Source organism: Stutzerimonas kirkiae (genome assembly GCF_004327335.1).
In the GTDB taxonomy this organism is placed as follows: domain Bacteria; phylum Pseudomonadota; class Gammaproteobacteria; order Pseudomonadales; family Pseudomonadaceae; genus Stutzerimonas; species Stutzerimonas kirkiae.
Genome location: NZ_QJUO01000015.1, coordinates 81,290 through 99,071, shown reverse-complemented (window position 1 = coordinate 99,071; position 17,782 = coordinate 81,290). Strand labels below are relative to the sequence as shown.

The 17,782-nt window shown below is 64.9% G+C and carries 15 protein-coding genes and 1 pseudogene; 12 read left to right on the top strand and 4 right to left on the bottom strand.

What is annotated here, in order from left to right; translation table 11 throughout:
- Positions 1–108, top strand: a pseudogene (locus DNJ95_RS19795) (IS110 family transposase); the annotation flags it as partial.
- Between the two features lie 35 nt (positions 109–143).
- Here the strand turns inward: DNJ95_RS19795 and DNJ95_RS10315 are convergent.
- The gene (locus tag DNJ95_RS10315) at positions 144–1,796 is read right to left on the bottom strand and encodes a methyl-accepting chemotaxis protein (protein ID WP_131184643.1); all 1,653 of its coding nucleotides are present in this window, start codon (positions 1,794–1,796) and stop codon (positions 144–146) included.
- A gap of 325 nt (positions 1,797–2,121) precedes the next feature.
- On the opposite strand from DNJ95_RS10315, the gene DNJ95_RS10310 reads away from it, so the two are divergent.
- The 8 genes from DNJ95_RS10310 (at position 2,122) to rfbD (ending at position 9,213) form a co-directional block, all read left to right on the top strand.
- Positions 2,122–3,258, top strand: a complete 1,137-nt coding sequence (locus DNJ95_RS10310; RefSeq protein WP_131184642.1) for an ABC transporter permease — start codon at positions 2,122–2,124, stop codon at positions 3,256–3,258.
- Positions 3,255–4,040, top strand: coding sequence for an ABC transporter ATP-binding protein (locus tag DNJ95_RS10305; RefSeq protein ID WP_131184641.1), 786 nt, complete (start codon positions 3,255–3,257; stop codon positions 4,038–4,040). Before DNJ95_RS10310 ends, DNJ95_RS10305 begins: the two co-directional genes overlap by 4 nt.
- A gap of 1 nt (position 4,041) precedes the next feature.
- Positions 4,042–4,980 carry an MlaD family protein gene (locus tag DNJ95_RS10300; RefSeq protein ID WP_131184640.1) on the top strand — a complete coding sequence of 313 codons (939 nt, stop codon included), beginning with the start codon at positions 4,042–4,044 and terminating at the stop codon, positions 4,978–4,980.
- On the top strand, positions 4,977–5,594 hold the full coding sequence (locus DNJ95_RS10295; protein WP_131184639.1) for an ABC-type transport auxiliary lipoprotein family protein: 618 nt from the start codon (positions 4,977–4,979) through the stop codon (positions 5,592–5,594). Before DNJ95_RS10300 ends, DNJ95_RS10295 begins: the two co-directional genes overlap by 4 nt.
- A 256-nt stretch (positions 5,595–5,850) precedes the next feature.
- Complete coding sequence (gene rfbB / locus DNJ95_RS10290) at positions 5,851–6,924, top strand: dTDP-glucose 4,6-dehydratase (RefSeq protein WP_131184638.1); 1,074 nt, start codon at positions 5,851–5,853, stop codon at positions 6,922–6,924.
- Entirely contained in the window at positions 6,921–7,793 is an 873-nt protein-coding gene (gene rfbA / locus DNJ95_RS10285; protein ID WP_131184637.1) for a glucose-1-phosphate thymidylyltransferase RfbA, read from the top strand. Before rfbB ends, rfbA begins: the two co-directional genes overlap by 4 nt.
- Positions 7,790–8,335, top strand: a complete 546-nt coding sequence (gene rfbC / locus DNJ95_RS10280; RefSeq protein WP_131184636.1) for a dTDP-4-dehydrorhamnose 3,5-epimerase — start codon at positions 7,790–7,792, stop codon at positions 8,333–8,335. Before rfbA ends, rfbC begins: the two co-directional genes overlap by 4 nt.
- On the top strand, positions 8,332–9,213 hold the full coding sequence (rfbD, locus tag DNJ95_RS10275) for a dTDP-4-dehydrorhamnose reductase (RefSeq protein ID WP_131184635.1): 882 nt from the start codon (positions 8,332–8,334) through the stop codon (positions 9,211–9,213). Before rfbC ends, rfbD begins: the two co-directional genes overlap by 4 nt.
- Before the next feature lie 91 nt (positions 9,214–9,304).
- On the opposite strand, the gene DNJ95_RS10270 is transcribed toward rfbD, so the two are convergent.
- Genes DNJ95_RS10270 through DNJ95_RS10260 form a run of 3 tightly spaced genes read right to left on the bottom strand, consistent with a single transcriptional unit; the run spans position 9,305 to position 14,518 of the window.
- Positions 9,305–11,710, bottom strand: a complete 2,406-nt coding sequence (locus DNJ95_RS10270) for a response regulator (protein WP_131184634.1) — start codon at positions 11,708–11,710, stop codon at positions 9,305–9,307.
- Positions 11,711–11,747: 37 nt separating this feature from the next.
- Positions 11,748–12,227 (bottom strand): response regulator, encoded by a 480-nt coding sequence (locus DNJ95_RS10265; protein WP_131184633.1) that lies wholly within the window; start codon positions 12,225–12,227, stop codon positions 11,748–11,750.
- Between the two features lie 17 nt (positions 12,228–12,244).
- Entirely contained in the window at positions 12,245–14,518 is a 2,274-nt protein-coding gene (locus DNJ95_RS10260; RefSeq protein WP_131184632.1) for an ATP-binding protein, read from the bottom strand.
- A gap of 345 nt (positions 14,519–14,863) precedes the next feature.
- On the opposite strand from DNJ95_RS10260, the gene znuA reads away from it, so the two are divergent.
- The 3 genes from znuA to DNJ95_RS10245 all read left to right on the top strand — a co-directional run bounded on the left by znuA (position 14,864) and on the right by DNJ95_RS10245 (position 17,512).
- Complete coding sequence (gene znuA, locus DNJ95_RS10255) at positions 14,864–15,832, top strand: zinc ABC transporter substrate-binding protein ZnuA (RefSeq protein WP_242671937.1); 969 nt, start codon at positions 14,864–14,866, stop codon at positions 15,830–15,832.
- A gap of 181 nt (positions 15,833–16,013) precedes the next feature.
- The gene (locus DNJ95_RS10250; protein ID WP_131184631.1) at positions 16,014–16,538 is read left to right on the top strand and encodes a sigma-70 family RNA polymerase sigma factor; all 525 of its coding nucleotides are present in this window, start codon (positions 16,014–16,016) and stop codon (positions 16,536–16,538) included.
- A 2-nt stretch (positions 16,539–16,540) separates the two neighbouring features.
- On the top strand, positions 16,541–17,512 hold the full coding sequence (locus DNJ95_RS10245; protein WP_165491603.1) for a FecR domain-containing protein: 972 nt from the start codon (positions 16,541–16,543) through the stop codon (positions 17,510–17,512).
- Positions 17,513–17,782: the final 270 nt, after the last annotated feature.

Genomic DNA, 17,782 nt, shown 5'->3' with positions numbered 1-17,782 from the left:
ACCGGTAAACAGATCATCTGCGCGGCGATGCGCAAGCTCCTGTGCATCGTTTATGGCGTGCTGAAATCCGGTGTGCCCTTTAACCCCGAATTGGCACTTGCTCGGTGAGGGCCAAGACGGTATCTACGGCCATTGTCCGCCTGTCAGAGCTGGAACCTGGCGATATCTTCCTTCAAGGCTTCGCTGGTCCTGGCCAGCCCATCGCTTTCCTGATAGCAGTGGCGCATGGCATCGCCAGCCTGGGAGGCATTGTCGCGCACCGCAATAATGTTCTGGCTGATCTGCTCGGCAACGGCGCTCTGCTGCTCCGCCGCCGCGGCGATCTGCTGATTCATGCCATTGATCCGCTCGATCATGTCGACGATCCGCAGGACGGCGTCACCGACCTGCGAACTGCTCGATACCGCCTGCTCGCTGGAGGCCTGGCAATTCTGCATGGACTGGGCGCTTTCATCGGCGATACGTTGCAGGCTGATTATCAGGCCCTCGATTTCCGAGGTAGCGTCACGGGTACGACGAGCCAGGTTACGCACTTCGTCGGCGACCACCGCGAAACCGCGCCCGGCCTCTCCGGCGCGAGCCGCCTCGATGGCCGCATTGAGCGCCAGCAGGTTGGTCTGGTCGGCCACCGACTTGATCACGTCGAGCACCGTGCCGATATTGCTGCTTTCAGCCTTCAGGCGCTGCATGGCATCCGCCGAGTGATCGATGTCCCTGGCCAGCCCATCGATCAGCGAAACCGCGTGGACGGTCTTGTCCTGGCTTTGCCGAGCCTCGTGGTCCGCTTCATCGGCGGCGGCCGCCGCCGTTTCGGCGCTGCGCGCCACGTCCTGGACCGTGGCGGCCATTTCGTGGATGGCGGTGACGATCTGCTCGATCTCGAGCAGAGAGTTGGCGACGCCATCCAGACTCTGCTGTGTCTGCCCGCTCAAGGCCTGGCTGGATGTGGCCACGGACTGGGATGAAGCGCTGATGCGCAACGCCATTTCCCGAAGGTTGCGCTGCATGTTGCGCAAGGAGCCGAGTACGCTGTCGGCCCGGACGTTGCCGGAGTCCGAGTGGCGCAGATCGCCATCGGCCACCTGCCTGGCGATACGGTTCAGGTCATCCGGCTCGGCGCCAAGGGCCCTCAGCAGACGACGGGTAATCGATTGCCCCAGGACGACGGCAAACAGGACGGATATGGCGATGACCAGCACCAGCAGATTGCGCTGGGCACGATAATCCGCCGTATTGACTTCGATGCGCTCGGCGGCCTGCTGGGCGATAAACTTCTGGTAACCATCGATGGCGACTGTCAGTTCCTGCAGCAGGGGCGTGCATTGCTCGGCGATCATGCGAATGGCCGTGTCGTCCTCCCCCGCCAGCACATGCTCGGCGATCTTCCGGGCGACCGGCGCGTAGCGCTTCTCTATGCTTTCCACACTGGCGAACAGCTCCCTCGCCCCGCCACCCACATCCGTATCGTCGTGGATGGACTGGCGCCATTGATCGAGCCTTGCAATGACCATACGATCGGCCGCATCGATCACCGACTGCTGGCCCGCACGGGCCTGGACATCGGCGATCAGGACCAGGTTGCGCAGGGCCACGGCCCGGTCCTTCACCGCCGCATCCAACTGGCTGGCGAGCATCGCACGCTTTCCAGGCCCCTGGACGTAGCCGGAGAAGGCCTTGTCCGCCTTGGAAAGCGCATAGAGGGACATCCCCGCGACAATCAGGAGCAGTACGAGCAGGGTGATATAACTGGCGTAGAGCGTAGCTCGAGTGGAAAAACGGATGGCAGTCTGTTTCACAAGAATCCTCTGCGGGTATCTTCTCGTTCTGGCCCATCTCGTTCCGAGGGGCCGGTAAGGAAGTTCTTGCGTCTGGAAATTCTTCTTGTTACTCAGCGCATTGAACGACCGGATCAGGAGCACGGCAATGCACTTCTGCGGTGGCGCGTATGTTACAGAAGCCAAGTGACAGGGAAATGTAATAAGTTGTGTATTAACTGAAAATACGCATACCGAAAGAGATCATTTAAACTGCGATCCCGTCCAGCCAACCTGCTAGGATTTCCCTCCTGTGCCGCCGACGAGCGGTATTCCTAATACGACCCGGCAGGAACACAGGATAGCGATGCAACCGACCCCAGGAAGCCTGCACACGCAGACCGATACGCAGCCCGCCACGCTGCGTATCGCTGGCGACTGGACGCTGGCGCACTACCCGGCGCTCAAGCAGGCGGTGGCGCGCCAGCACGCGCAGATCGGCGAAGACTGGCGAATCGACCTGGATGCCCTCGGCGAACTGGATACCGCCGGTGCCGGCCTGCTGGTGGAGTTGCTCGGCCAGCAGCGCATCGCCACCCTGAACACTTGGGCAGGCGACCTGCCACAGGCTCGCGCCGCACTGTTGCGCACCCTGGCGAACGCCATGCAGGCCCCGGAAGAGACAGAGCCGCCGCGCCCGTTCGCCCTCACCGAAGTGCTGGCACATATCGGCCAGACCATGGAAACCATCTGGCGGCAGCAGCGCGACCTGCTCGGTTTCATGGGGCTGACCCTGCAGACGCTGCTGGCCAACCTGCCGCGCCCCCGGCGCTGGCGCATCACCTCGCTGGTGGCGCATATCGAGCAGACCGGGCTGGACGCCATCCCCATCGTCGCGCTGCTGACCTTCCTGGTCGGCGCGGTGGTGGCCTTCCTCGGCGCCACGGTGCTGCAGGAGTTCGGCGCCAGCGTCTATACCGTCAACCTGGTGGCTTTTTCCTTCCTGCGCGAATTCGGCGTGCTGCTCGCCGCCATCCTGCTGGCCGGTCGCACCGCCAGCGCCTTCACCGCGCAGATCGGCTCGATGAAGGCCAACGAGGAAATCGACGCCATCCGCACCCTGGGCCTCAGCCCGATCGAGCTGCTGGTGCTACCGCGGGTACTGGCGATGCTGATCACGCTGCCGATCCTGACCTTCATCGGCATGCTCAGCGGCATCCTCGGCGGCCTGGCGGTGTGCGCCCTGGCACTGGATATCTCACCGGCGATGTTCCTCGGCATCCTGCAGCGCGACATCACCGTCAGCCACTTCCTGGTCGGCATCGGCAAGGCGCCGGTATTCGCCTTCCTGATCGCGGTGATCGGTTGCCTGGAAGGCTTCAAGGTCTCCGGCAGCGCCCAGTCGGTCGGCGAACACACCACCTCCAGCGTGGTGCAGTCGATCTTCATGGTGATCCTGCTGGATGCCATCGCCGCGCTGTTCTTCATGGAGATGGACTGGTGACGAGCGACGAACCGCTGATCCAGGTGCGCGGGCTGGTCAACCGCTTCGGCCGGCAGACCGTGCACGACAACCTCGACCTGGATATCCGCCATGGGGAAATCCTCGGCGTGGTCGGCGGTTCCGGCACCGGCAAGTCGGTGCTGCTGCGCAGCATCGTCGGCCTGCGCCGTCCCAATGCCGGGCAGATACGGGTGTTCGGCCAGGACCTCGGCAACCTGAACGACCGCCAGCGCTCGCAGGTCGAGCGGCGTTTCGGCGTGCTGTTCCAGCGTGGTGCCCTGTTCACCTCGCTTAACCTGCAGGAAAACGTCGCGCTGCCGTTGATCGAGCACATCGGCCTCAAGCGCGCCGACGCCGAGCATCTGGCGCGGCAGAAGCTGGCCCTGGCCGGGCTGCCGGCGAACGCTGCCAGCAAGTACCCGGACGAACTGTCCGGCGGCATGGTCAAGCGCGCCGCGCTGGCCCGGGCGCTGGCGCTGGACCCCGAGGTGCTGTTCCTCGACGAGCCGACCGCCGGGCTGGACCCGATCGGCGCCGCCGCATTCGACCAGTTGATCCTGACCCTGCGCGATGCGCTGGGTTTCGCCGTGTTCCTGGTGACCCACGACCTGGATACCCTCTATACCATCTGCGACCGGGTCGCCGTGCTGTCGCAGAAGCGCGTGCTGGTGGCCGATCGCCTCGAGGTGGTGGAGGCGACCGACGACCCCTGGATTCGCGATTACTTCCACGGCCCCCGTGGCCGCGCGGCGCAACAGGCCGCCGCTGTGCAGGAGAAATGAGATGGAAACCCGAGCCCATCATGTACTGATAGGTCTGTTCACCGTGATCGCGGTGGGCTGTGCGCTGCTGTTCGCCCTGTGGCTGGGCAAGTCCAGCATGGACCGCGAATACCAGTACTACGAAGTCAGCTTCAGCCGCGATGTCAGTGGTCTGTCCAGTGGCAGCCCGGTGGAGTACAGCGGCATCAAGGTCGGCGACGTGGAACGGCTGTGGCTGGAGCCGGACGATCCGAACAAGGTGCGCGCGCGCGTCCGCCTCTACGGCGATACGCCGGTCAAGCAGGACACCCGCGCGCGCCTGGCGCTGGCCAACATCACCGGCAGCATGGTCATCCAGTTGCATGGCGGCAGCCCCGGCAGCCCCCTGCTCAGGGGCGAACGCAACGATCCGCCGGTGATCATCGCCGATCCGTCGCCGCTGAGCGCATTGCTGGAGAATGGCCAAGACCTGCTGACCAACATCAACGGCCTGCTGGGCAACGCCAACCAACTGTTCTCGAAGGAGAACACGCGCAATATCAGCCAGACCCTGGCACACCTGGAGCAAGCCACCAGCGTGCTCTCCGAGCAGCGCGGCGATATCGCCGAAGCACTGCAACAGTTCAACCAGTTGGGCCAGCAGACCGGCACGGCGCTGGAAGAGATCACCCTGCTGGCGCGCAATACCAATGGTCTGCTCGACCAGCAGGGTCGTGGCCTGCTGGAAAACGCCGGGCAGTCGCTGCAGGCCCTGGGGCGGGTCACCGCACGCCTCGATGCGCTGCTGGCGGAAAACCAGGACGCCCTGGGCAATGGCATGCAGGGCTTCAACGGCCTGGGGCCAGCCATCAACGAGCTGCGCACCACCCTCGGCGCCCTGCGCCGGGTTACCCAGCGCCTGGAAGACAACCCGGGCGCCTTCCTGCTCGGACGCGAACAGATTCAGGAGTTCACCCCATGAAAGCCATGCTTCCCGGCCTGATCCTGGCAACCGCCCTGCTCTCGGCCTGTTCGGTCCTGCCGGAGGCGGAGCCGATCCGCCTGCACCTGTTGCCGGCCAGCACACTCGGGCCGGCCCCGGCCGGGCAACCGGCGCTATCGCAGGCCCTGCGCATCGTTACCCCGGAGGCCAACCGGCTGTTCTCCAGCGCGCGTATCGCCGTCGTGCCGGAGGGCAACCAGATCAGCAGCTACCGGGGCGCACGCTGGGCGGACGCCGTACCGACGCTGTTGCGTGACCGACTGGTGGAAAACCTCCAACAGGACAGCCGCTTCCCGTCAGTCAGCCACGAGGATGCCGGCCTGCACGCCGACCTGGAGCTGGTCAGCGACCTGCGCGCCTTCCAGAGCGAATATATCGATGGCCTGCCGCAGGTACGCATCCGCCTGGATAGCCACCTGGTACAGGCCAGCAGCCAACGTATCCTCGCCAGCCGGCGCTTCGAAGTCCGCCAGCCCAGCGACGGCACGCAAGTGGAGGCGGTCGTCGCCAGCTTCGGCCAGGCCAGTGACGAACTGTCCGGGCAGTTGCGCGACTGGCTCTACCAGCAAGCCCGACTGACCGAAAAACCATGACCGCCGCACGTGCCAGGGTCGCCATAGGGTGCGCCCCCCGATTAGGTGCGCGCGGCGCACCACACCAATAGCCAAACCCTATCCTTCAGGGCCATTGCGCTATACCGTTATTCACCGCAAAGCGGCTTCGATAAAAGCGCTGGAGGCTGGAAAGCCGGACGAAAAACACCGGTTGCCACGCTCTTTCGTCCAGCCTCCAGCGCTCTTTTCGGCGCTTTGCCGTTATCCTTCCGCCACCCAAAGGAACCTGATATCCATGCGCATACTCGTCACCGGCGGCGCCGGCTTCATCGGCTCGGCGCTGATTCGCCACCTGATCGGCGATACCCGGCACGAAGTCCTCAACCTGGACAAACTGACCTACGCCGGCAACCTCGAATCCCTGGCCGGCATCGATAACGACCCACGTTACCGCTTCCTGCAGGCCGACATCGCCGACCGCCAGGCGGTCGGCCGCGCCCTGGCGGAGTTCCAGCCCGACGCCATCATGCACCTGGCCGCCGAATCCCACGTCGACCGCTCCATCGACGGCCCGGCCGCGTTCATCGAGACCAATATCGTCGGCACCTACCAGTTGCTGGAGGCCACCCGCGCCTACTGGAGCGGCCTGCCGGCAGAGCGGCGCGAGGCCTTCCGCTTCCACCATATTTCCACCGACGAGGTGTACGGCGACCTGCACGGTGTGGACGAGCTGTTCCTGGAAACCACGCCCTACGCGCCCAGCTCGCCCTACTCGGCGAGCAAGGCGGCCTCCGACCACCTGGTACGCGCCTGGCAGCGCACCTATGGCCTGCCGACCCTGGTGACCAACTGCTCGAACAACTACGGCCCCTACCACTTCCCGGAAAAGCTGATCCCGCTGGTCATCCTCAACGCGCTGGAAGGCAAGCCGCTGCCGGTCTATGGCGACGGCTCGCAGATCCGCGACTGGCTGTTCGTCGAGGACCATGCGCGGGCGCTGCTGGAAGTAGTGACACACGGCCAAGTGGGCGAGACCTACAACATCGGCGGGCACAATGAGCAGAAGAACATCGACGTGGTACGCGCCATCTGCGCCCTGCTCGAAGAGCTGGCGCCAGGCAAACCGGCCGGTATCGAGCGTTATGAAGCGCTGATTACCTTCGTCAAGGACCGCCCCGGCCATGACCAGCGCTACGCCATCGACGCCGGCAAGATCGAGCGCGAACTGGGCTGGACGCCCCGCGAAACCTTCCACAGCGGCCTGCGCAAGACCGTGCAGTGGTACCTGGACAACCTCGACTGGTGCCGCCACGTGCAGGACGGCAGCTACCGACGCGAGCGCCTCGGCGCACTGGAGACGGATCGATGAAAGGCATCCTGCTGGCCGGTGGCTCCGGTACCCGTTTGCATCCCATCACCCTTGGCGTATCCAAGCAATTGCTGCCGATCTACGACAAGCCGATGGCCTACTACCCGATCTCGGTGCTGATGCTCGCCGGCATTCGCGACATCCTGGTGATCTCCACGCCCCATGACCTGCCGCAATACCGCAACCTGCTGGGCGACGGCAGCCAGTTCGGCGTTCGCTTCAGCTATGCCGAGCAGCCCTCGCCGGATGGCCTGGCCCAGGCCTTCCTGATCGGCGAGACGTTCATCGGCGACGACTCGGTGTGCCTGATCCTCGGCGACAACATCTTCCACGGCCAGCATTTCACCGAAAAGCTGCAGCGGGCCGCCGCCAACGGGAAAGGCGCGACCGTGTTCGGCTACTGGGTCAAGGACCCGGAACGCTTCGGCGTGGTGGACTTCGACGAAGCCGGCAAGGCCCGCTCCATCGAGGAAAAACCCGCGCAGCCGAAGTCCAGCTACGCGGTGACCGGCCTGTATTTCTACGACAACGACGTGATCGGGATCGCCAAGTCGATCGAGCCCTCGCCACGCGGCGAACTGGAGATCACCGATGTCAATAATGCCTACCTCGCGCGCGGCGACCTGCATGTCGAGCGCTTCGGCCGCGGCTTCGCCTGGCTCGACACCGGCACCCACGACAGCCTGCTGGAAGCCTCGCAGTACGTGCAGACCATCGAACACCGCCAGGGCCTGAAAGTGGCCTGCCTGGAGGAAATCGCCTACCAGAACGGCTGGATCGACCACGCACAACTGTTGGACCATGCCAAGGCGCTGGGCAAGACCGGCTATGGGCAATACCTGTTCAAGCTGGCGGGAGAAAAACAATGAAGGTCGTGGCAAGCGCAATCCCCGAGGTCCTTATCCTGGAACCCAGGGTCTTTGGCGACGAGCGCGGCTTCTTCTACGAAAGCTACAACGCCGCCGCCTTCGAGAACACCACCGGGCTGCGCCGCAGCTTCGTCCAGGACAACCACTCGAAGTCCGCCCGTGGCGTATTGCGCGGTCTGCACTACCAGATCCGCCAGCCCCAGGGGAAACTGGTACGGGTCGTCGCCGGCGAAGTGTTCGATGTCGCGGTCGATCTGCGCCGCGGCTCTGCCACCTTCGGTCGTTGGGCCGGCGCCCACCTGAGCGCGGCCAACCAGCGCCAGATGTGGGTTCCGGAAGGTTTCGCGCATGGCTTCCTGGTCCTCAGCGAAAGCGCCGAGTTCCTCTACAAGACCACCGACTACTACGCCCCCGAGCATGAACGCTGCCTGCTCTGGAACGACCCGCGACTGGGCATCGACTGGCCGTTGCAGGGCCAGCCGCAGTTGTCGGCCAAGGACCAGGTCGGCTTGCCACTGGGCGAGGCCGAGCTGTTCCCATGAAGATCCTTATCACCGGTCGCAGCGGCCAGGTTTCGCGGGAGCTGCAACGGGCGCTGGCGCCAGCGGGCGACATCCATGCGCTGGGCCAGCAGGCGCTGGACCTGGGCAACCCGCAGAGCATTCGCCAGCAGGTGGCGGCCCTGAAGCCCGACCTGATCGTCAACGCCGCCGCCCATACCGCCGTGGACGCCGCCGAGCAGCAGCGCGAACTGGCCTTCGCCGTCAATGCCGAGGGACCGCGGGTGCTCGCCGAGGAAGCGGCGCGGCTGGGCGTGCCGCTGATCCACTATTCGACCGACTATGTCTTCGACGGACGCAAGCAAAGCCCTTATAACGAGCAGGACAGCACCAACCCCCTGGGAGTCTACGGCGCCAGCAAGCTGGCCGGCGAGCGGGCGATCCAGGCGGTCGGTGGCCAGCACCTGATCCTGCGCACCAGTTGGGTCTATGCGCGGCACGGCAAGAACTTCCTGCTGACCATGCAGCGCCTGCTGCAGGAACGCGACAGCCTGTCGGTGGTGAACGACCAGATCGGCGCACCGACCTGGGCCGGCACCATCGCCGACACCACCGCCCACTGGGTGGATGCCTGGCGCCATGGCCGGGCGGCGCCATTCGGCCTGTTCCACCTGACCTCGAGCGGGGAAACCTCCTGGTACGGCTTCGCCCAGGCGATCGCCGAGCGGTTGCAGGCCGAGGGCAAGCTGCGCGCGCGCCTGACGCCGATCCCCTCGAAGGACTACCCGACCCCCGCCAAGCGCCCGCAGGACTCGCGCCTGGACTGCTCGCTGCTACAACGGACCTGGAATATCCGCCTGCCGGAATGGCGGGAAGCGCTGGACCAGTGCCTGGCGGCGGCCCGCACCGAAACCCCATAGAGCGAGCCTGCCCACGAATAGGGCGCCGCCGGGCAAGAAAACTTCGCAGGCAAGCCCGCGCCCATGAAGCCTGTCCGCTGCGTGGCGACGGCTACGTCACGGGCGCCCGAACCGGCCCGGAGAGGCCCAGCGCCTGGCGCAACTTGCTCGCCATTTCATCATCGCGGAAAGGCTTCTGCACGATGATCGTACCTTCGGCCTTCAGCGCGCCAAGTTCGGCGTAACCGCTGATGAAAACGATCGGCAGCGATGGGTAGCGTTGCCGCACGACCTCGGCCAGTTCGGCGCCACTCATGCCCGGCATGGCGAAATCCGCCAGCAGCAGATCGACCTGCGCATCGATACAGGCCAGGGCCGCCGAAGCGCTTGCCGCCTCCCGCACCCGGTAACCCAGATTGCCCAGCATGGCAGCCGTGACTTCCCGAACCCTGGCGTCATCATCCACCAACAGAATGGTGCGGCTACCCTCATTCTCTTCATGCACCTGTGGCGTACTCGGCGCCACCCTGGCCTGGACCGGCACATTTCCGCTCATACGCGGCAGATAGACCTTCACCGTGGTGCCGCGCCCCAACTCGGTGGAAATCCGTACGCCACCACCGGACTGCTTGGCGAAACCGAATACCTGGGCCAGCCCCAGCCCCGAGCCACGACCGACCTCCTTGGTGGTGAAAAAGGGTTCGAAGGCCCGGGAGCGCACTTCGTCGCTCATGCCACTGCCGGAGTCCTCCACCGAAAGCACCACATAATCGCCAGGCTCCGGCTCCTCGGCGCGCAGGGCAGGGCTGTCGACCCTTTCGTTGGCCGTCACCAGGCGCAGGCGGCCACCGACCGCCATGGCATCGCGGGCATTGATCGCCAGGTTGAGGATGATCAGCTCGGTCTGGGTCGGGTCGATCAGCGCCAGCCAGAGATCGGGCGCCACACAGGTCTCGATCAGGATACTGCCGCCCAGCGTGCTCTGCAGCAGGGCCAGCATCTCCGCCAGGGTGTCGTTGAGGTTGACCGCTTCGGGCACCAGCCTTTGCCGCCGGGAGAAGGCCAGCAACTGGGTGGTGAGCTTGGCCCCCCGTTCCCCTGCTTCGCGGATGTTCTGCAGGCGTGCCTGGCTTTTCTCCAGCGCTCCGCGCTGCAGATCCCGGGCGAGAAAACTGGCGCTGGTCAGGACCACCGTGAGCAGATTGTTGAAATCATGGGCGACCCCCGCCGTGAGCTGCCCAACGGCTTCCAGGCGCTGCATCTGCTGCAGGGTGGCCTCGACCCGTTGGCGTTCCTCGATCTGTTCCAGCAAGCGCCGGTTGGTGGCCGCCAGCTCCTCCATCACCGCCCGCTCGCTGGTGATGTCGCGCGCCACGCCATACAGCAGGCCGGCATCCGGCACCACGGTCCAGGACAACCAGTGGTAACCCCCTGCGGCATCGCGCATGCGGTTGACGAAACGCTGGCTGATCTGGCCGCGGGACAGTCTCACGATCTCACGATCCGTGGCGGCCTGGTCATCCGGGTGAATCAGTTCGAGCAGGGGACGCTGGAACAGTTGCTCCGGCGCATAGCCGAGTGTGCTTGTCCACGCGGGATTGAGATTGATCGGGCAGGTATCCATACGCATCACGCACAACAGGTCGCGCGACAGATCCCAGGTCCTGTCGCGCTCGCGGGTGCGCTGCTCGACCCGTTCCCCCAGCCGGTCATTGAGTCTCTGCAGGGCTTCGGAGGCCAGCTTTTCCCGGGTGATGTCCTGCAATACGCCAGTGAAGCGCACGCATTCGCCGGCCTCGAAAAACGACCGGCCACGGCTGGACAACCAGCGCAACCCACCATCCTTGAGGCGCACGCGGTGCTCGACGTGATACTCGTAGCCTTCGTCGCTCAGCGCCAGGTCGAGCTTGCGCCGCAACTCCGGCAGGTCCTCGGGCAGGCAGCGCCGCAGGAAATAATCGAGGTCGACAGTGTCCTCCGGGGCCAGCTCGTACAGTGCCTTGCAACGCTCGTCCCAGAGCAGCCGACCGCTCTGCGGCAGGTAGTCCCACATGCCCAGGCGGGCCGCATCGATCGCCAGTTGCGCGCGCAACTCGACTTGCTGCAATGCCGCCTCGGCCCGCTGCCGCTGGCGTCGCTCATGCTGCTCGGCCAACGCCCGGGTCACGGCCTTGGGCAGGAAGTCGAGATTCTGCTTGAGCACATAGTCGACAGCGCCGCGCCGCACCATTTCCACCGCATGCTGTTCGCCCAACACGCCGGACAGGAAAATCAGCGGGGTTTTCGGCGCCAGCCGCTGGGCCACTTCCAGCGCCTGCGCACCGGAAGAGCCGGGCAACAGGTAATCGCAGACAATCAGGTCGAAGCTGCCCTGCTGCAGCTCGCGCTCCGCGCCACGGTGGTCGTGGACCAGCGTAGCCCGCACGTCCAGGCCATGGCGCTCGAACATCAGCAGGGCCAGCTCGGCATCATGGCGGCTATCCTCGACCAGCAGCAGGGTGAAGGATTTCAGAGGCATGGTTGAGCTGCCCTGGAAAACAACAGCGACATCGCCTTCACCGGCCCATGCCCTCCGCTTCCAGCGCCCTGCGCTGCAGGCGTAACGAGCCGGGAGGCGGTTCATTGAGAACGGCCCAGAAAACGCCGAGATCGGCGATCGCCGCAACGAAGGCCTTGAACTCGACCGGCTTGACCACGTAGGCGTTCACCCCCAGTTCATAGGCGCACTGCAGGTCGACCTCCTCCCTGGACGAAGTCAGCATGACCACCGGAATGCTGCGCAGGCCGGCGCACTCGCGAACCTGCCGCAACACTTCCAGGCCATCGATCCTCGGCAGCTTGAGGTCCAGCAGCAGCACGGCGGGGTTCCCTTCCGCGCGCAACGCGTATTCGCCCCTGCGCAACAGGTAGTCGAGCGCCTCGACGCCATCACGCAGCACGATGACATCGTGGGCCAGTTGGCTGCGTTCCAGCGCAACCAGGGTCAGCTCCAGGTCCCGTGGGTTGTCCTCGACCAGAAGAATGGGCTTGAGCATATGTATTCGGTTCCGACTCAGATTTCCTGCCTTGGGTCCGGCAGTGTGAAATAGAAGGTAGCACCTTCGTCCGGCGCCGCCTTTGCCCAGACGCGACCGTCATGGCGCTCGATGATACGACGGACATTGGCCAGGCCGATGCCCGTACCCTCGAAATCTTCCATACGGTGCAAACGCTGGAAGACGTTGAACAGCTTGTCGACATACTGCATATCGAAACCGACGCCATTATCCCTGACGAATACCTGCGTGCAACCGGACGACTGCTCGGCACCGATCTCGATGACGGCGGGGTTCCGTCCACGGCTGTATTTGAGCGCATTGGAAAGCAGATTGCGCAATACCTGGTGCAGATACACAGCATCGGCATGCACGACCGGCAGCTCGCCAATGTTCCAGGTGATCGCTCGCCCCTCGATCTCCGGTTGCATCTCATGCAGGACGGCCCCCAGCAGGCCTTGCATATCCACCGTGACCGGGTGCAGCGCGGCCCTGCCCATCTGCGAGAAGCTCAGCAGACTGTCCACCAGGCTACCAGCGAACCGGGCGGCATCGGCGATATTGTCGATGAAACGCCGGCCGCGCTCACTCAGGCGCTCCCCCTCGAACTCCTCCAGCAATTCGGCGTAGCCGGCGATATGCCGCAACGGCGCGCGCAGATCGTGGGAAACACTATAGGAAAAGGCTTCCAGCTCCTTGTTGCTTTTGCTCAGGTCACCGGCCAACTGCGCCATTGCCTCGGCCTTGCGCAGCACGATGCCGAGTATCGCATTGCGCAACTCGAGCACGGCCTGCAGCTCACGGGGGTGCCAGGGTGTGCTGTAGCCACGGCGGACTTCCTGCCAGCACTCGAAACTGTGCCGCGGGTCGAGGCTGCCATGCGCGTCAACGGACTTTTCCGGCTTGCCGGCCCAGTTCACCGTGCGGATGCATTCGTTCTTGAACCAGATCAGGTAGTGCGGATGGATTTGTGAAATGGAAACCGCCAGCAGCCCGGCCACCGAATCGGCCAGTTCCGGCAACTCGGGTATATCCCGCGCGAGATTATCGCTATGGAACGGCTCCGTGGCGTGGCGCCCGGCCAGCCAGTACGCCAGCGCCTCGACCTGTGGCGCTGCTGGCGTATGCCCGAACAGTTGGCAATCGCTGGCGTCGATGACCGCGGCACCATCGGCGGCCATGAAATCCAGCAGGGTCTGCGCTTGCTCGCGCAACCCATGCTGCACGCTGTCGTGGTCGGACATGGACGACAGCAACTGGAATACATAGTGGCGCAACGCCAGCATATGCTCGGCGCTGGCGCGCGACTCACGGCTCTCGATCTGCAACGACAGCAGGCGGCCCAGCAATTCGCAGACGGCACGCGTCTGCGGCGCGACGATGAGAGGTTGTACATGGTGGCAGGAGATCAACCCCCATAGCCTGCCGCCGACCACGATGGAGATCGACATGGACGCCTGCGTACGCATATTGCGCATGTATTGCAGATGCACCGGCGATACGCTGCGCAGGGCGGCCTGGCTCAGGTCCAGTGGCTGCGCGGTTTTCGGGTTCAAGGCCGGGACCAGCGGCGACGGCCGGTAGTCGGCATCGACGATCAGCCGGATACGGTTGACGCAATAGAGCGCCCGGGCCTGTTGGGGAATATCCGACGCGGGAAAGTGCAGGCCGAGATAGCTGGAGTAACCGGGGTCGGCCAGCTCGGCCAGCACCTGGCCATTGCCATCGGCATCGAAGGCATAGGCCTTGACCCGGCCGAAACCGCTCAGGCGCTTGATTTCCCCGATGGCCAGGCGGCATAGCTGCTCGGTGTCCGCGGCATCCTGCAAGCGACCGATGAAGGTAGCGAGCAACGGGTAAAAATCGCCATTGGCCGCGGCATCGCCGTCGACCTCTTCGAATTCGACGATCACCAGCCCCGCCGTGACATGGGCGGTAACCGCGATATCGCGCTCACGGCCATCATCCGGCCTCGCCAGGCGCAGATCGGCAAGGTGCCGTGGCGCCGGCTCTGCGGGCCCGAGCAAGGACAATGCCCGCTCCACCACGGCACCGGCCTCGCACAGATCGACCAGCCGCGCCCCGGCAAGACAATCAGCAGGCGCACCCAGCCAGTCGACGACATTCTCGCTGGCCTGGAGTATCGCCAGGGACGGGCTGTCGAGCACCAGCAGGAAACCATGCGGCTGGATGCTGCCAGGTATATGGATCGGCTCCCTGGAACAGTTGGCGACGGCAGCGACCAGCGGGTCGCTGTCATTGCATGGAACCTGGCTGTCTCGTTCGCTCAAGCTGCTGTCCTCGCTGGAATTTGCCCCACGACCGTTCAGACAGCCCGCACAGGGCAAAGACTCGGCAGATGGATTACCGATTCGAAATGAACGGGCGACTCCGCGAGTCTATACGTTCGGAGACTTGCGCTATGCACTGCGCAGAGCCGAAAAGAGCGCTGGAGGCTGGAAACTGGACGCAAACCTTCGCCGCCACGCGCTTCCGCACAGCCTCCAGCACTCTTTTCGGCTGTTTTCGGCGCGCTGCAACAGGAGGCGCGATCACTCTGATTTCCACAAGGTATCGAGCGACATTCCTATCTATACGTTATTCTGTAGCACTTTCTCCATTCAGGAAGACCTATCGTGCGTTCCTCGATCATCCTGCTATGCCTGCTGGCCGCCGCCACCCAGGTGCGTGCCGAAGTCCAGCTACTGACCAGTATCAAGCCCCTGCAACTGATTGCCGCCGCCGTCCAGGGCGATACCGGCAAACCGGACGTCCTGCTGCCGCCCGGCGCCTCGCCGCACCACTATGCCCTGCGCCCTTCCGATATCCGCCGCCTGCGCGAGGCCGACCTGCTGTACTGGATCGGGCCGGACCTGGAGAACTTCCTCGGCAAACCCCTGGAGGGCCGTAGCGGCACGAGCCTGGCCGTGCAGAGCCTGCCGGGCCTGTCCCTGCGCCATTACGGCGATGAGCATGAGCATGAGCATGAGCATGAGCATGAGCATGAGCATGAGCATGAGCACAATGATGATCACCCTCACGATGACGACGTCAAGCAGGACCATGACCACGACCATGATCACCGTCCCGGCTCGCTCGATGCCCATCTGTGGCTGCAACCGGCCAATGCCCGCGTCATCGCCCAGCGTATCGCCAGCGACCTCGCCAGCCTCGACCCGGACCACGCACAGCGCTACAGGGATAACGCCAAAGCCTTCTCCGCCCGCCTGGACAGCCTCGAGCGGGACCTGCGCGGACGGCTCGCTTCCCTGGCCGGCAAGCCATACTTCGTCTTCCACGACACCTACGGCTATTTCGAGAGTGCCTACGGACTGGCGCATGCCGGGGTGTTCAGCATCAGCGCCGACGTGCAACCGGGGGCCCGGCATGTAGCGCAGATGCGCGAACGGTTGAAACAGGCCGGCCCGAGTTGCGTATTCAGCGAACCACCGTTGCAGCCCCGCCTGGCACAGACCCTGAGCGCCGGCCTGCCGGTGAAGCTGGCCGAACTGGACGCCCTTGGCGCCGCTATCCCGGTTTCCACCAATGGCTATGAGCAGTTGCTGGAAAGCCTGGCCGGCGCACTGGAAAGCTGCCTGCGATAACGCGTCTCGGCGATGAAATATCGCCGTCGGGTGAGCCATGCACACCCGGCGGCGGCCTTGGCTCGTGAGGTCGTGAGCAGGTTCTTGCAGCCGCTACGAACTACCTATTGCCCGGGAAGGTAATGAGAAATATTCTCTATCTCCATTATCGACCATCGTCGCCTTCCCATCACGAGCCCGCATGTCACTCAACGACCCGCAGCCGATAGAGACGCTGTACGCGAACCATCACCCGTGGTTGAAAGCCTGGCTGGCCAGACGGCTCGGCTGTTCGCAGGAAGCCGACGATATCTCCCACGACAGTTTCCTGCGCCTGCTGCTCAAGCCGCGCCGCTTCGCCAGCGATAGCGATGCGCGGGCCTTCCTGTGCACGGTGGCGCGGGGCCTGTCCATCGACCGCTGGCGCCGCCGCAACATCGAACGGGCCTGGCTGGAGACCCTGGCGGCACAACCCGAATCCTTCGCCGCCTCGGCCGAACGCCAGGCGATACTGGCCGAGGCGCTGTGCGAGATCGACACCATGCTGCGCAGCCTGCCGGAGAAGGCGCGCACGGTCTTCCTGCTGGCGCAGATCCACGGCTACGGCTATCGCGAGATCGCCGCACGGCTGGACATCTCCGAGCGCATGGTGAAGAAGTACATGGCCCGCGTCATGCTGCAATGCGCGCTGCTGGAAGCCGGGCTATACAGTGCGACGGAGTCCTGACGGTGACCGACACCCATTACCGGCACCTGAAACAGGCCGCCGACTGGTATGCGCTGCTCTGCGACGAGACAGTCGACGAATCGCAGCGCGCCGCCTGGCGCCGCTGGCTGGAGCAGGACCCGGCACACCGCAAGGCCTGGAGTGTGGTGGAAAAGGTCGGAGAGCGCTTCGAGCCGTTCCGCGAGGAAAGCCACCGCAAACCGGCCTACGACGCCCTGCGGGCACCGGATATGGCGTCTATCGGCAGACGCCGCGCATTGCTCTCGCTCGGAGTATTGGCGGTCGCCGGCCTGGCCGGCTGGCGCACATTGCGTGACACACCATTGGCCGACCATCTGGCCGCGTTGACCACCGACTACGCCACCGGCACCGGCGAACGCCGCGAACTGGCCCTGGCCGACGGCAGCCGGGCCTGGCTGAACACCCTGTCCGCCCTCGATATCGACTACGGACCACGGCAGCGCCTGCTGCACCTGCGCACCGGCGAACTGCTGCTGGAAGCGAGCCGTGATCCGCGTGGCCCGCTGCGGGTGACGACCCGCCATGGCGAGGTCGCGGGCGAAGGCGCCACCTTTGGCCTGTGCCATCAGGCAGGCGGGCTCTGTGTCAGCGTATTCAGCGGCACGGTCGATATCCTGAACGGTGCGGGCGCCAGGGCGCGGCTCGAACAGGGCCGCCAGTTGACCTTCTCCGCCAGCGGCCCGCTCGGCCCGCCTCTGCCAGTGGAAGCCGCCCGGCGCTCCTGGAGCAAGGGCGTCTACGTGGCCGAAGGCGTATCGCTGCAGCGCTTCGTCGAGGAACTGGGCCGCCACCGCCATGGCTACCTGGGCTGCAGCCCGGAAGTCGCCGCGCTGCGGGTGGTCGGCAGCTTTCCCCTGGCGGACACCGAGCGCGCCCTGGACATGCTGCCACTGGCGCTGCCGGTGCGTATCCGCCGCGTCATGCCCTGGTGGGTCAGTATCGAAGCGGCCTGAGAACCGGTTCACGGGCCAAGACCGCCGCAGGGTGCGCCATGCGCACCGGCTTCTCCGCCCAGGTGCGCGGCGCGCCCTGCCCGAAGCCGATACTCGGCATCGTCACGCTAACCGAGTCAATTCACGCGGGAAAATCGTCAACTGGTTCCGACAATCCCACTCGGGGCATCGCTTCCAACTTATGGCTTGCAGCTTGCGGCTGCTCCTGTGGTTCCCCTTTCGCGGCGCTCGTTCGGTGTAGAGGAAAACCACAGTGCTTCCCCACGGAGA